The organism is Mariniphaga sp., assembly GCF_041687215.1.
GTDB lineage: Bacteria > Bacteroidota > Bacteroidia > Bacteroidales > Prolixibacteraceae > Mariniphaga.
Genome location: NZ_JAWLCI010000048.1, coordinates 26,066 through 42,249, shown reverse-complemented (window position 1 = coordinate 42,249; position 16,184 = coordinate 26,066). Strand labels below are relative to the sequence as shown.

Genomic DNA, 16,184 nt, shown 5'->3' with positions numbered 1-16,184 from the left:
AGAAGGAATGGCACAATATGCCTTTTGGGCAGCCAAAAAAACAAAATCATCTATTCTGAAAGCCGACGGCTGGCACCACCGTACCGATGCACTTTCTTCTGTTATTATTTTGATTGGAATCGCTGTGGGGAATACATTCTGGTGGACCGATGCAGTTTTAAGTTTTATTGTTGCTATTATGATTGGCTGGGCCAGTTACCAGATTCTTTCAAGTGAAATAAAATCGTTACTTGGGGAAAGCCCTTCCGAAGAACTTTTGCTCTCCATCCAAAAATCGACACAGGACGTGTTTGATGCGCCACTTCATTTGCATCACATTCATATTCATACCTACGGCAGGCACACCGAACTGAGTTGCCACATCAAGCTTCCTCCTGAAATGCCGTTAAATGAAGCCCACGAAATCTGCACGAAAGTGGAAGATATTATTATGGAAAAGTTTGGATTTGTTTCCACTGTGCATCCCGAACCCATTGAATTGTAATTCACCTGCTGACTTGAGATCAGCTGGTGAATAGTCATAATTGAGCAGGTGGACTAAGAGCCACCAGCTCAACCAGAAACGGGATCACGGCAGCTCCACAATCTTTATATTCCTGAAATGAATCTCAGCGCCCTCGGCTTCCAGGCATATGTATCCCTTCTTTTGTGACGACTTGCTGATACCGTTTACGAATTTTCCGTTCACTGAAAGTTTGACGGTTCCATCCACACAAACCACATCGTAGGTATTCCATTCCCCTTTTCCTTTACAGCGGTTTTCAACTGATTTACTGCGCACGCCTCGTGGATTATCCGGCACAATTTCCACGCCGCCAACACCGAATAATTCACCGTGAACATAGGCAATGGGCGGTTTTTCCCCGTTGCGGATGTTTTGGTTCACCCAGTCGAGTTCCAGCATTTGTACTTCCACGCCGTCAGGCAGCCGGTTTTCACCAGGTTCGGCTTTACTCCACACAAATGTGCCCGAATTTCCACCGGCTTCCATGTGCCGCCATTCAATGTGCATGATAAAATTTTCGTACTCTTTTTCGCTGCGTATAACTCCAATGGGCAGTCCGGTGCAAACCAAAATATCCTCTTCAATCCGCCAGGTTTCCGGTTCGGTATTCACCTGAAACCATTTTACAGATTCTCCGCTAACATCGCCGGCTTCAACCACATTTTGCCACGGAACTTCTTTCCCAAAAGTGGCCACCAAATCCTGCGCATTCAACAATGAAACTTTAAACAACAATACAGTGCAAAATGGCACAATGAATAATATTACTTTCCTCATCACTTTAAACTTTAAACTCTATACTCTGAACTTTGAACTTTGAACTCGAAGGACAAACTCGAAACTTTAAACTCGAAACTTTAAACTTTGAACTCTGTTCTACCCCGCAGTATTCGGAACTCCCGCCTGTGGAATTTCCTCTTTTATTTCCGGAACCGGACCAAACGCATAAGTTTTCGGCCCCAGATACAAATCGGAATTCATCATTTCTTCCCAGGTTACATCTTTGCCGGTGTAGGCGGAAATGCGCCCCATAATGGTTACCAATGTTGAGTTTATCTGAGCTTCTGCATCGCTGATGGGATTTCCGGTACGAATAGCTGTTACCAAATTGATGTGTTCCTGCACAAAAGGATTGGTCACTTTCCATTCCGAAGCGGTATCTCCCTCTTCAGGGTAAGGATATTCCCAAACCAGGTTTCCCTGTAAATCATATAATTTTCCGGCGGCATTGGCATAGCCTTTTGTTCCGTTAATCTGTTCCACTTTTTTGTTGGTACAACCGTTTATCTGACGGGCGGCGCAGTGGGTACGCAATCCGTTTTCATATTCATATTCAATGCTGAAAAAATCGTACTGGTCGCCGGTAACCCTGCGCTGGCGTCCACCCCAGCCAACCGCGCGAAGCGGATTCTGCCCGATATGCCAGTTCATTACATCCACTTCGTGAATAAACTGCTCGGTTATATGGTCGCCCGAAAGCCAGCAGAAATTCACCCAGTTGCGCAGCATGTATTCCATGTCGGTCCATTCGGGCTGACGACTTCGGAACCAAAGCGCCCCGCCATTGCGGATAATATTTGCCCCGGTAATTTCGCCAATCGCACCATTTTGCACGCGGCGATACGTTTCCATGTAATCTTTTTGAACGCGACGGATAGTACCACTAACCATACTCAACCCGGCAGCTTCCGCCTTTTTTGCCGATGCCATAACAGAACGGGCACCAACAGGATCAACTGCAACAGGTTTTTCCATAAATATGTGCTTCCGTGCATTTACAGCAGCTTCAACATGCGCCGGCCTGAAATGCGGCGGAGTGCAAAGCAATACAACATCTACTCCGGAATCGATCACTTTTTCGAAACTGTCGAAACCGATAAAGCAGTTTTCGTCCGCAATTTCCACATTTCGTTCTTCTTTCAGTTTTGCCCGGCAGTTGTCAATTTTATCCTGAAATACATCGCCTAAAGCGGTAATTTGAAGATTTGGCCCGGCATCTAAAAAATTAATGGCAGCTCCGGTTCCCCGGCCACCGCAGCCAATTAATCCGGCTTTAATCACTTTCCCGTCGGGTGCCTGATCGAGCAGTTTGGGAAGTTGGATTTCCTCTTTTTTCGACGAAGGCGCGGAACACGATGTTAAAATTCCGGCAGCACCCAAAGTGCCCAAAGCTGTTTTGGCAATAAAATTACGGCGGTCAATCCCTGGTTTGATGTTCATGATAATTATTTTTAAAATGAATGTAAAATATTCGCAGAACTCCTTATTAGTTCGCTAAATTATTAAAAACCTTGCGCGGATGAACAATTTTTTTAAAATTTATTTGGAATTTTGTGTTTGGTAATAAATCAAAAATTCGATTACATTTGTCAAAAACAACAGGAAAACTCATTGGGCAACCTAAAAAATACGACTGACGCCAAATTAACTTACCTCATTAAAACCGGCGTAAAAGAAGCTTTTCAGGAGCTGTTCGAAAGGTATGCCCCACGCATTTACCAGTTTTCCCTTTCCTATTTAAAAAACGAGCAGGATGCGGAAGAACTGGTGCAGGATGTTTTTCTGAAAATATGGGAAAAACACGAAACACTCGATAAATCGAAAAATATAAAAGCATTTATTTTTAAGGTGGCGGTAAACACCATTTACGATTTTATCCGCCGGAAAAACATCGAAAGCGTTTATAATGACTTTGCCGGTGCAAATTTTGAATCGCAACCCGACAGCACCTGGCACCAGGTTATTTTTGATGAGATGCTCGACAATCTGGATGTTCTGGTACAGCAAATGCCAACAGAACGTCAGAAAATTTTCCGGCTCAGCCGCGAAGACGGACTGACCAACGACGAAATTGCTTCAAAATTAAATCTTTCCAAACGGACCGTGGAAAACCAGTTGTACCGGGCCATCGCCTTCCTGAAAAAACATTTCAGGACCGATTCGTTGTTCGCCCTGCTTTTCCTCTACCTGTGGTGTGGTTAACCGGGTGGCGCGAATTCCGATTCGGGCATTTTGCATTGGTACAAATTGAAAAAGGAAATGCATAAATGCGTAAATGCATCAGTTTAGGATTTTGTCATTCAAAAATATTTTCCTCCAACCTTGAGTAAATCCCTTTCTTCATTCGTATTACTATTAAATATTGAATCAGAGTTTCAAAAAAAAAATTCGCAAATAGGTTAGGTTAGTTTAGTTAGACAAAACCGTTTCGGTCTTCCGGGACGGTTTTTTGAATCAATAAAACAAGATAATACCCCATATTGAATATCCAATATTCAATATCCAACCTGTCTGTATTTATATCTTTATTTTGAAATTCTGTATTGAATATTGGCTATTGATTATTTCCTTTCAACCATTTACCAATAAAACGGGCTGAAAGCCCATTTGCATCGGGCTGAAATAAGCCGGACTTTCAGCCCGAATATTCAAACACATTAAATTTTTTTCAACCGTAAATGAGTATATTGTCTATGCTATTCGTATTACTATCAACTGAGAAATAGAAATGAACAATCGAATTAAAAACATATTGCACAAAGGAAACGCTGAAAATGCCGATATTAAAGACCGGCAGGAAATGCTCGCCCTTTTTCACCAACCGGAAAAGGAATACGAACTGAAAGGTAAACTGATAAAAGAGCTGGACGAATGGAACGTTTCCGAAGACTTCCTCCCCAACCTGAAAAAAATGTTTGCCCGCCTTTGGAATACCATTGAAAAACGGGAACAGCGGAAAACTCTGAAAACCCGTTACCTGAGTGTGGCCGTGCGCGTTGCCGCGGCGCTGGTAGTCGGACTGTTTCTGGGAATTTATGTTACTTCCCTGGTCAACCGCCCGGAGCCCGTTTTTTACACCGCCCACTCCCCCATGGGTTCGGTTTCGGAATGGAACCTGCCCGACGGCACAGTTATTTTCCTGAACTCCGGTTCGGAAATCAGGTACAGCGTAAATAGCAAAAAGGCGCCCCGCGAGGTGTTCCTGACCGGCGAAGCCTGGTTTCAGGTGAAAAAGGACAAAAGACGGCCATTTGTGGTGCACACCCCGTTTTACGACGTGCAGGTTACCGGCACCCGCTTTAACGTGAAAGCTTACGCTGAAGAAAACAGAGTGACTACCACACTGGAAGAGGGTGAAGTGATCATTCATTCCGAAAAAAATCCGGAACTGGCCGAAGGCATTGTGCTGAAATCCGGACAGCAACTGACACTGGCAAGCGATGCTGAGAATCCTGAAGTTAATGAGGTGAACACCCGGTGGTTTACTGCCTGGAAAGACAACAAACTCATACTGGTGAACATGCCGCTAAAAGAGCTGATTGTATTGCTCGAACGGAAATACGGGGTGGAATTTGTAGTAAAAGACGAAAACGTGTTGAATTACCATTGCGATGCCACCTTCCAGGGAGAAACCCTGATAGAACTGATGGACATTTTAAAGGGAATGATAGCCATCGACTATAAAATTGCAGGACAAACCATTGAAATAACATCTGACAAAACCCGAAAAAAAGGAGGAGCTATGAAATGAACTGACGGTGCAGCCCGGCCCGATCCGACCGGGGAAACACCTTAAAAAAGCAGGCCGAAAGGTGCGGGAACACCTGCCGGCCCGGATTGTTTCGAATTTGGTGCCGAACCTGAATAGTGACAAGCACCAGTAAAGCTATTAATCAAAACATTTAAAAGTATGAAAAAATTTTGGAAACCGCCTTTTCAAAAAAACGAAAAGGTAAAAAAACTGATTTTAACCATGAAACTGACGGTTTTTATTTTGTTTCTAACTCTGATGCAGGTTTCGGCCACCGTGTATTCGCAGGCCACCAAATTTTCATTTCGGGCCGAAAACAAGCAGGTGGTAGAAGTGCTGCGCCAAATTGAGGAAAACAGCAATTTCCGCTTTTTCTTCCTGCGCGAGCAGGTGGATGTAGAGCGCAAAGTAACCGTTACCGCCCGCGAGGCCACCGTGGAACAAATCCTCGAAGAATTGTTCCGGGGAGAGCTCGTAAGTTACGAGTTTGCCAACGAAGCTTTGATTGTACTTACGCGCAGCGACAATCCGCTGGGTAGTGTAAACAGTTATTTACAGGGAAACATGCAGCAACCCGCTGTCTCAGGAACTGTTACTGACGAATCGGGACAACCACTGCCAGGTGTAACGGTGGTGGTAAAAGGCACCACCCGAGGAACGGTAACCAATGCTGATGGAAATTATTCTCTTACCAATATTCCTGAAGATGCCACTTTGGTGTTTTCGTTTGTGGGAATGCAGACGCAGGAAATTGAAGTAAGCGATCAATCTATAATAGATATTTCGATGCAGGAAGAAACCACCGGAATTGATGAAGTTGTTGTTGTTGGATATGGCATTCAAAAGAAATCACACCTTACCGCAGCCGTTGAGCAAGTATCGGGTGATGTTTTGGTTAATAGGCCAGTCAAAAACATATCTGAAGCAATTCAAAATACCATTGCAGGGCTTTATGTTGAACCAACCGACGGAGGGCCTGCCTCTGCTCCAAATATTAACATTCGCGGATTTACCGGATTTAACACAAAGGGAGGTCCGCTTGTTTTGGTTGATGGTGTTGAGCGCAGAATAATTGATGTAAATCAGAATGATGTTGAATCAGTTACCGTTTTGAAAGATGCAGCGGCATCTGCAATTTATGGTTCAAGAGCTCCTTCAGGAGTTATTCTAATTACCACTAAAACTGGACAGAAAGATGATCAAATTCGGGTTAATTACAGTGGGAGCTACAATATAGGTGAACCAATTGGAATGCCGCACTGGGCCAATTCATATGAATTTGCTGAAAAAATAAATGAGCAGTACCGGAATTCACTTCAAACGCCTATCTATAAAGAAGAAACGATTCAGTTAATGAGAGATTACGCTTCCGGGAAAATAGACTATAATAATATTGAGTTGCCAAATGGTCAATGGGGAGCCCACTGGGATATGTTTGCAAACAGCGAATGGTTTGATATCATGTTTAAAAGCCAAGTACCCAGCCAACAGCATAATATCAACTTTTCCGGAGGTACAAAAAATACCGGTTATTACGTAGGACTCGGGTACAATGAATCTATGGGAATTATTAAAGGTGCAGATGATAAAAAAGACAGATATACGGCTCTTTTAAAAGTAAATACAGACGCAACAGATTGGTTAAGTCTTAGGCTAAGTATGAATTATCTGAAAACAGATGAAGTAGCCGTAAACTACAGAGGCCGTGGACCTGATTATGCAGATATCTGGCAAAACGCAGCAGCTACTCTGCCTAACTGGGCCGATATAAATCCCAATGGCAGTCCTTCGTTTTTAAGTAGTGGCCCATCCTTGCGTGGCGACGGTGGAAACCAAATCAGCGATAGAAATGAAATGACCATGACAGGCGGATTTACAATAAAACCTTTTAAAGATTTTAGTTTTAGGGGAAATTATACGTGGAGGAATTTTACAAGCCATTTTAATCGCAATAGTTTTGTAATTACTGTCACAAATCCTGATGGAAGCTCCCGTAACTCAGCAAGGTCTGTAACACAAAGTAGTGTAATTCGAATGATGGACCTGCAAAATTACCATACACTTGACCTGGTAGCTGATTATATAAAACAAATTAAGGAACATTCCATAACCGCATTGATAGGTTATCAGGAAGAGTATAACCGATATACACAACTGAGTGGAACAGGTAGAGATTTATATACAAATTCGGTACCTACCATAAGCACAACCTATAATCCAAATCCATCTGTTTCCGATGCTTTAAATCATTGGGCCACACAGGGCATTTTTGGCAGGCTCTCATACAATTATGCAGAGAAGTATTTTATTGAATTTAACGGACGTTACGATGCGCATTCAAAATTCCCGTCCGATATCAGATGGGCATTTTTCCCATCGGTTTCTGCAGCATGGAATATTGCAAAAGAAAACTTCTGGTCAATTGAACAAGTAAGTATGTTAAAATTAAGAGGAGCCTATACTTCATCCGGGAATCCGGGATCGGGTAATTATTTATATTTACCTACGATGGGGACTGCTATTGGAGCCGGAGATGTGTTGCTTGACGGAACGAAACCAAATATGGTTTTTATGCCTGCTCTGGTAAGCTCTGATTTAACCTGGGCGAAACCCAGAACACTTGGTTTTGGTGTTGATATTTTGGCATTGGATAACAGACTCGATGTTACTTATGACTGGTATCAGCGTACCATTTATGACCAGGCGGGTCCGGCTAAACTTTTACCTCAAACAATTGGAACAGGTCTGCCAAGCGTTAACAACGCGGTTAGTGAAACGCGAGGCTGGGAATTTACAATAAACTGGCGCGATAAAGCATTGGATATCATGGGGAAACCATTGAATTATCAGGCTAAATTCAATATTTCTGACTATATAGGATATGTAGTTGAATATGAAGATAATATTAACGGTTTAAGAAGTTTATGGACGCCCGGACAGGTGTTTGGAGAATATTACATTTATGAGTCAAATGGTATAGCACAAAATGTTGATGAAATCGAAGCCAGTGTTCCTCAGGGAGGAGCATGGTATTACCCGGGTGATCTGATGATGAAAGATTTAAATGGAGATGGTCAGATTAATGCAGGAGAAGGAAATAGATGGTATGCCATGGGCGATCAAATTGTGGGTGGTTACAATTATCCGAGGAATTCCTATGGTGTTCAACTCTCTGCTGATTGGAACGGGTTCGACGTTTCTGTGCAATTATCAGGTGTTCCAAAATGGAAAGTATTTTCGAGCAATTTTTATGTGAGGCCTGCCGCGCATGATGTCTGGAATTCAAAATGGTTTACAGTACATCGTGAATTAGGCACATGGACACCTGAAACTCCGGATAATTATTATCCACGGCATTCATTCAAAACGTATGCGGCTAACGACCAGTACCAATTAAACCTGGCCCACCTAAAAATTAAAAATTTGCGAATCGGATACAATTTGCCAAAACTATTGGTAAACAAAGCCAGGTTAGACAGAGTGTATGTTTACACCAGCATTGAAAATTTAGGATACATTTATTATAAGTCAATAATAAAATACGAACCAGAGATTATTTCCCGATACGGCGGAATGGGATATCCTCCGCAACGTCAGTTTTCATTTGGTTTAAACATTGGCATATAACATAAAAATTAAAAATATGAAATCAAAACTTAAATATATTTCGATATTGCTTATTGTTTTTGGAATATCGTTTAATAGCTGCCAGGAGGATTTTCTGGAAAGATATCCTCTTGACGAGATGACTGATGCAACCTTCTTTACTTCAGCAAATGACTTAAAAGTAATGGTAAATGGTTTTTACAGACTTTTGCCTAGATATCATTTTCAAAACGCAGGTGGTACTGTTGCCTTTAATATTTATCTGGACGCAAATACTGATATTCAGGTTGCCACAGGAGCATCGGGAGCGTTGTTGCAAAAAGGAAGCAGCGGCGAAGCACCTGCGACAGATGGAACCTGGAATGGCAATTTTTCCTGGATAAGACAAATCAATTATTTAATTGAAAACTCGGGGCGCGTGGAAAGAGATGCAGAAGTTGACCAATATACAGGTGAAGCTTATTTCTTCCGTGCATGGGTTTATTTTAATATGTTGGTCAGATATGGTGATGTTCCTATTTACACCGAAGTCCTGGAAACAGATAGCGAAGCTTTGTACAAAACAAGAGATTCCAGATACGATGTTGCAAAATTTATTATTCAGGATTTGGATTCAGCTATTGTAAAGATGGGATGGAAAAATTCAAATTTCTCAAAACTTGGAAGAGTAAATAAAGAGGCTGCAATAGTTATGAAAGCCAGAGTAGCATTGTATGAAGGTACCTGGGAGCGTTACCACGGAGCAAAAAATACGCCTTTTGCAGTTGAAGGACAAAATGGCAATGAATTTTTACAAATCATTGAACCTGCTATATTGCAGTTAATTGACCATCAGGGAAGTACACTATTCACTAGGGGAGGTCCGTTTAATGAGGCATACAATCAACTGTTTTCACAACAGGATGCTTCTACTTCTGAAGGAGTATTTTTATATCGGGTATATGATGTCAATGGAATTGTTGGGCATAACTTTTACGACAGGGTAGTTGATAATCCACAATCTCCAACAATGAACCTGGTAGAAAATTACCTTGATAAAAACGGAGTTCCACAAGAATTAACTTCTTTGCCAATAGATTATATAAGTTTAAATAATTTAGGTGAAAATCTGGATCCGCGATTCAGACAATCAATTTGGACGCCGGACAGAGGGCCCCAAAATAAAATACCCGGTTTTGAGCCACAGGCTCTTCCTTCAAGATATCCACCAATCAATAATGTATATTCCAATAACTATGCAGCAACCGGACTTCGTTTCTGGAAAGGTGCTATTTTTGATGCCAATGAATGGAGAAATGGTTCTACCGATGATGTATTAATACGATATGCTGAAGGTTTACTGGCATTGGCAGAGGCAAAAGCAATATTAGGTACAATCAACCAGGCTGATTTGGATAAAACAGTTAATTTACTTCGCGGCAGAGTTGGAATGGCACCCATGAATTTAGCTGATGTACAAAGTTGGTCTGTATCCTATTCATTGCAAAACGGATTTGAGCCTTCTGAATCAAATATCGTTAACGAAATCAGGCGGGAACGTTTATCTGAACTTGCTTTTGAAGGACATAGGGATAAAGATTTAAAAAGATGGGCCGTTTTTCATAATGTCATTAATGGATGGAAACCCAAAGGCGCACATGCCCAGGAATTTGCAGATTATTTTAATGATCAGCAACGACTGATGGCAGATGGTTTTAGTGAAAACGATGCAAAAAGTTATGCATTGACATTAGGAGAGGATTATGACGTTTTCACCGATGGATTTTTAAATCCGTTTTTTATAACTCCTGAATTTAAATCGACAGGTGAAGGTTACTTTGTTGAACCTGGTCGAGTATATTTAGCACCAATTCCTAAAAATGAAATTGAATTGTATATGGAAGATGCTGGTGTTGAGTTAAAACAAAATCCTGGGTGGTTCTAATCCATAATTGATAATTTAAAAAGTTTACACTATGAAGAAAAATATTTTATATCTGGTTGTCTTAATGTTTGCAGGATTATTGTTTTCCTGCGAGCCCAGAATTGATTTCGATGAAGGACAATGGGGTGATACTGCATTTATTACAAATGTGGGTATTTTTACCCTTCAGGTTGATGAGCATCAGCTTCAGGAATATTACGAAAATGGTACTTTAACGCCTGCCCGAAGAAGACTTTTTATATCAACCGGAAATGCGACAATTGATAATGAAAATTTTATCGCTACAGTAACAGTTCCTGCTAATCAGGATATTACCAGAGCTGGAATTGTAATTTTTCATCAATCTGTTCGTGTGGAACCTGTTGGGAGTTCACCGGTTGCAGGTATAATAACCGATTTATCGGCGAAGGAATTTGTGTATAAACTTGTTTCTGCAGATGGAACTACTCATGATTGGACGATAGAGATTGTTCAGCAGTAGAAATAACGTTTTTAAATTAATAGATTAAGCCTTGAAATAGCAGGCTTAATCTATTTTTTTTACGCTGGGTTCCGGTTAATTTTGAAGTTTTGATATGAACGATAATTGAATCAACTAAATGAAGAATACTAAGGGTAAATTTATAATAATTGCATGGTTGTTGATCTTAACATCCAATTCCTTTTCTCAGCAATCAATTCCAATCCCAACCCCGGCCCAGCTTCAGTGGCAAAACGCCGAACTGGCAGCACTCGTCTGTTGGGATCTTCATGCACACGATGGAGAATTTTATGTGCAAAGCCAGGCTCGAATCACACCAGTTGAGGATTACAATATTTTTAATCCGCAAAAATACGATACTGACCAGTGGATAAAAACATTGAAAGAAGCTGGTTTTAAAATCGCCATATTAACGGTAAGCCATGAAACAGGCTTTTTTCATCATCAAAGCGACGCAACGCCTTATTGCATGAAAGCTCTGAAATGGCAGGATGGGAAAGGTGATGTATTGCGTGATTTCAAAGCTTCTTGCGAAAAATATGGAATTTTGCCCGGTGTTTATATCGGAACCCGCTGGAATGCGTTTTATGGCGTTTACGATTTTAAAGTCAATGGAAACAACCAGTTCGCAAAAAATCGCCAACTTCACTACAACAGCATGATTGAAAAGGTTGTAGAAGAAATATTCAGCAACTATGGCGACTGGGCCATGGTTTGGTTTGATGGCGGTGCGCACGGCCCCGAACAGGGAGGGCCAGATGTGTTGTCGGTTTTTGAAAAATATCAGCCCAACTGCCTGTTTTACCACAACCTGCAACGTGCCGATATGCGCTGGGGAGGTAGCGAAACCGGTACTGTTCCATACCCAAGTTGGGGAACTTTTCCATATCCCTCCACCGGAGCTGGCGAAAGCGCAAAAGAAGAAATTCATGCAAATAATTTCGCATTGCTAAAACACGGGGATCCCAATGGAAGCTATTACATGCCTGCCATGAGCGATGCCCCGTTGCGCGGACATGGCGGGCACGATTGGTTTTGGGAACCTGAACGTGAACACACCATTTATCCGCTCGAAAACCTGGTGGAAATGTATTACAATTCTGTAGGGCACAATACAACGCTAATATTGGGGGTAACTCCAAATCCTGAAGGATTGTTTCCCGAAGCTGACGCATCCCGGCTGATTGAATTTGGCAATGAGATTGAACGAAGGTTCTCAAATCCAATTGCTTCAACTTCAGGCAGAGGGGATATAATAAACCTGGAACTTCCTGAAATGCAAACTGTCAACCAGGTAGTCATAATGGAAGATATCGCTCACGGAGAACGTGTCAGGGAATTTATCCTCGAAGGCAAAACCAGTGATGACTGGCAGGAAATTTTCAAGGGATCTTGTATCGGACATAAATTTATTCACCGGTTTAATTCAACAGAGATAACTGAATTGCGCCTCAAAATTTCAGAATCGACAGGCACACCACAAATAAAAGGTTTCAATGTGTATAATATTGAAAAATAATGGATATGAAAAAAATAGGATTCATTGCAATCGTTGGATTTTGCCTGTTGTGTTCACTTACTTCCATAGGCCAGGAAATTAATGCCTTAAGAGAGAAATTTTCAAAAACAGAATTTCATTTCGATGAAGTAACCGGAATAGGTTTTGAAGAAGGTGTAACACGCCGCGACCCCAGCGATGTAATAAAAGTAGGTCAAACGTATTATGTATATTACACCAAAATACCTGATGCCGAGCCAAAATACTGGGGAGCCGGATATTGGGGAGCAAGCGTTTGGTGTGCCAAATCGGAAGACGAGGGATTCACATGGACCGAAGTTGGTGAAATGCTGGATGTTGGCGAAGATGGCAACTGGGATTCGCAAGCTGTTTTTACGCCAAACATTCTTTATGCCAATGGTAAATACTACTTGTATTACACGGGGGTAAAACCTACTCCGGGAAATCCCGATGGAGAATTCGAGAACAACAATATAACAGATATTACAGCCATTGGCGTTGCCGTATCCGATACGCCAACCGGACCTTTCATAAAAGTTTGCGAAGAACCCATATTAAAAGTAAGTGTAGAGCCCGAAAAGTTTGACAGTTACCGGGTTGACGACGCCTCTTTACTTTACCGAAATGGTTTGTATTGGCTGTATTATAAAGGCCGTTCATTGGTTGGCGGACAAGGAGGACCAGCTCACACAGCCATGGGTGTTGCCTTTTCAAAATATCCGGAAGGTCCTTATACCAAATACGGAAAAGAAATATTGGAAAGAAGTCATGAAGTATTAATTTGGCCGCAAGGCACAGGAGTTGGGGCCTTTGCTTCTCTCTCAGAAACATTTGAATATGCCCCTGACGGAATTGATTTTATGTCGGACAAACTGGATGTAAAAGTAGAAAAACGTGCAGTTGCACCGGGAGCTTTTCGCCCTGACTTAACGAAACCAGTTGTTGTTGGAGAAGGATTAAGATGGGGGATTTCAATGGTTCATAATAAACATGAATGCTACCTGATACTATTCGAATTAATTTCGAAATAAAAACCAGGTAAAGTAATGCAGCGAGCAGGGAAGTAACATAAGCATACCGGAAAACAATGAAAAATGACAGGAAAATGATGGAAAAATACCTGTTCCAACCGTTTCAAATAATTATTTTAGCCGGGATGAAAGTCTAAAATAAAAGAGGTAAAAAATTGTAATTATTATGCAAACCGTTTTCCATTTATTGCTGATCCTCATCATCGGAAGCTTTTTTTCATGTCAGAAAAAAGCTATTGACATTTACATTTCTCCCAAAGGAAACGACAATAATACCGGCTCAAAAAATCAACCGGTGCAGTCGTTGTCCAGAGCCCAAAATCTAACTAAAAAATATGTTGGCAATTTCCTGGTGAAGGTGATTTTGGAAGATGGTACTTATTATTTGTCGGAAACGATGGTGTTTAAGCCGGAGGATTCGGGGAGTGAGAAATTTCCGGTGACCTGGCAGGCAGCGAATGAAGGAAAAGCTGTTATAAGCGGCGGCCTGGAACTCGAACCCGACTGGGAACCTTACCGCGAAGGAATTTACCGGGCAAAAATTGAAGGTAATCATACTATTGATCAGCTTTACGTAAACGGCCAGCGGCAACGTATGGCGCGGTTTCCGAATGCAGTGGAAGGCAAAAATGTGTTTGATACCTGGGAGCTCATACACACCCGCGAACCCGATCCAGACAACGATCCCCTTAATCCGGAACGCATCGCTTCGTGGGCCAATCCCGCAGGAGCCTATATTCATGCTATGCACAATGCCTTGTGGGGCGATATGCACTGGAGGGTAACAGGACGGAATGACGATGGATCGCTTCAAATGAAAGGTGGCTGGCAAAACAACCGCCCTTCTCTTATGCACCCCCGCTACCGAATGGTGGAAAATGTTTTTGAGGAACTGGATGTTCCGGGTGAGTGGTATTTCGATGAGAAAAAAGGAATGCTTTACTATTTCCCATCGCCCGGAACAAATATTACTTCAGCAAAAGTGGAAATTGTAAGGCTGAAACATTTAATTGAATTTAACGGCACAAAGGAAAATCCTGTTCAGTTTGTCCAATTGCAGGGGCTGGTTTTCAGGCATACCGCCCGCAGTTTTATGGAAAACCGGGAACCGTTGCTACGAAGCGACTGGACAGTTTACCGCGGAGGAGCACTGGTGTTTAATGGTGCTACCGATTGTGTTGTGTCAGACTGTGAGTTCGACCAACTGGGAGGCAACAGCATTTTTGTAAATAATTACAATCGCCGGCTCACTTTTAAGTCCTGCCATATCCATCATGGTGGCGCTAACGGGATTGCTTTTGTGGGCGATCCGGAAATGGTACGCAGCCCGCTGTTTCGTTACGGCGAACAGGATTTTGAACAAATAGATCGCACACCCGGACCAAAAGGCGATAATTATCCTGCCGACTGTTTGGTAGAAGATTGCCTCATTACCATGACCGGCAGAGATGAGAAACAAACATCCCCGGTGCAGATTTCCATGTCGCATAAAGTTACGGTGCGCCATTGTTCGATTTACGATGTGCCAAGGGCGGGTATCAACATCAGTGAAGGAACCTTTGGCGGGCATGTGATTGAATACTGCGATGTATTTAATACCGTGCTGGAAACCGGCGATCATGGCAGTTTCAATTCATGGGGCCGCGACCGGTTTTGGACTCCCGACATCCTGGAAACAGCCGTTGAGATAAAAAATAATCCGGAACTGTACAAACTGGATATGCTCGATTCAAACATTATCCGGAACAGCCGCTGGCGCTGTGATCACGGTTGGGATATCGACCTCGATGACGGCTCTTCCTGGTACCGCATTTACAACAATGTTTTGCTCAATGGCGGTCTGAAAATGCGCGAGGGATACGACCGGATTGCTACAAATAACATCATAATCAATAACAGTCTCCATCCGCATGTGTGGTACCCCGAAAGTGGCGATGTTTTTAAGCACAACATTGTGTTTGGCGCCTACCGGCCGGCAGCCATGCAACGCGGACTGGCACCTGATGATAAATGGGGCAAAGAGATCGATTATAACTTGTTTGCCACCAACCAGAAAGATATGGAAAAGTTTAAGGTTAATGGTTGCGACAGCAATTCGGTAGTTGGAGACCCCCTTTTTGTCGATCCCTCTGAAAGGGATTTCCGGGTAAAAGAAAATTCACCTGCCCTAAAAATTGGGTTTCAAAATTTTCCGATGGATAAATTTGGTGTGGTTTCAGAAAATTTGAAAAAAATGGCCAAAACACCCGAAATACCTCAGGTTATTACCTCTTCAGAAAGCTCAACCGGGAAAATATACAACTGGCTGGGAGGCAAGGTAAAAAACATTGAAACCTTAGGCGAGCAATCTGCCAGTGGACTGTCTTCAATGAGCGGAGTGTCGATTCTTGATGTCCCCGAATATTCGGACCTCGCAAAATTCGGTTTTGAAAAAAGTGATGTCATTGTTGCCTGTAACGGACAGAATGTTAAAACATTCGAACAGTTGATTGGACTTCTTCAGGAGAGTGGCGATAAGAAAAGTTTCGAGTTAGCTGTGATGCGCAATCAGTCAATAAACAAGTTAAAATTTAAAAGTGAGTAAAAG

The 16,184-nt window shown here is 42.2% G+C and carries 11 protein-coding genes; 9 read left to right on the top strand and 2 right to left on the bottom strand.

Annotated features, from left to right (window positions below):
* Positions 1-484, top strand: a 484-nt coding sequence (locus tag ACESMA_RS15465) for a cation diffusion facilitator family transporter (RefSeq protein WP_372949756.1), incomplete at its 5' end; no start/stop codon positions are given.
* Positions 485-568: 84 nt separating this feature from the next.
* On the opposite strand, the gene ACESMA_RS15460 is transcribed toward ACESMA_RS15465, so the two are convergent.
* Positions 569-1,282: a DUF1080 domain-containing protein gene (locus tag ACESMA_RS15460; RefSeq protein WP_372949755.1), complete on the bottom strand. Its 714-nt coding sequence runs from the start codon at positions 1,280-1,282 to the stop codon at positions 569-571.
* Positions 1,283-1,381: 99 nt separating this feature from the next.
* Complete coding sequence (locus ACESMA_RS15455; RefSeq protein WP_372949754.1) at positions 1,382-2,725, bottom strand: Gfo/Idh/MocA family protein; 1,344 nt, start codon at positions 2,723-2,725, stop codon at positions 1,382-1,384.
* 171 nt (positions 2,726-2,896) lie between these two features.
* Between ACESMA_RS15455 and ACESMA_RS15450 the strand changes: the two genes are divergently transcribed.
* From ACESMA_RS15450 to ACESMA_RS15415, 8 genes are all read left to right on the top strand, one after another.
* Positions 2,897-3,487, top strand: a complete 591-nt coding sequence (locus ACESMA_RS15450; RefSeq protein ID WP_372949753.1) for an RNA polymerase sigma factor — start codon at positions 2,897-2,899, stop codon at positions 3,485-3,487.
* 526 nt (positions 3,488-4,013) lie between these two features.
* Positions 4,014-5,036: a FecR family protein gene (locus ACESMA_RS15445; RefSeq protein ID WP_372949752.1), complete on the top strand. Its 1,023-nt coding sequence runs from the start codon at positions 4,014-4,016 to the stop codon at positions 5,034-5,036.
* Between the two features lie 159 nt (positions 5,037-5,195).
* On the top strand, positions 5,196-8,663 hold the full coding sequence (locus tag ACESMA_RS15440) for a TonB-dependent receptor (protein WP_372949751.1): 3,468 nt from the start codon (positions 5,196-5,198) through the stop codon (positions 8,661-8,663).
* Between the two features lie 16 nt (positions 8,664-8,679).
* Positions 8,680-10,566 carry a RagB/SusD family nutrient uptake outer membrane protein gene (locus ACESMA_RS15435; protein ID WP_372949750.1) on the top strand — a complete coding sequence of 629 codons (1,887 nt, stop codon included), beginning with the start codon at positions 8,680-8,682 and terminating at the stop codon, positions 10,564-10,566.
* Positions 10,567-10,597: 31 nt separating this feature from the next.
* Positions 10,598-11,047: a DUF5018-related domain-containing protein gene (locus tag ACESMA_RS15430; protein ID WP_372949749.1), complete on the top strand. Its 450-nt coding sequence runs from the start codon at positions 10,598-10,600 to the stop codon at positions 11,045-11,047.
* Positions 11,048-11,165: 118 nt separating this feature from the next.
* Complete coding sequence (locus ACESMA_RS15425; protein ID WP_372949748.1) at positions 11,166-12,566, top strand: alpha-L-fucosidase; 1,401 nt, start codon at positions 11,166-11,168, stop codon at positions 12,564-12,566.
* Between the two features lie 5 nt (positions 12,567-12,571).
* Positions 12,572-13,597, top strand: a complete 1,026-nt coding sequence (locus ACESMA_RS15420) for a family 43 glycosylhydrolase (RefSeq protein ID WP_372949747.1) — start codon at positions 12,572-12,574, stop codon at positions 13,595-13,597.
* Positions 13,598-13,763: 166 nt separating this feature from the next.
* Positions 13,764-16,181 carry a hypothetical protein gene (locus ACESMA_RS15415; RefSeq protein WP_372949746.1) on the top strand — a complete coding sequence of 806 codons (2,418 nt, stop codon included), beginning with the start codon at positions 13,764-13,766 and terminating at the stop codon, positions 16,179-16,181.
* Positions 16,182-16,184 lie beyond the last annotated feature (3 nt).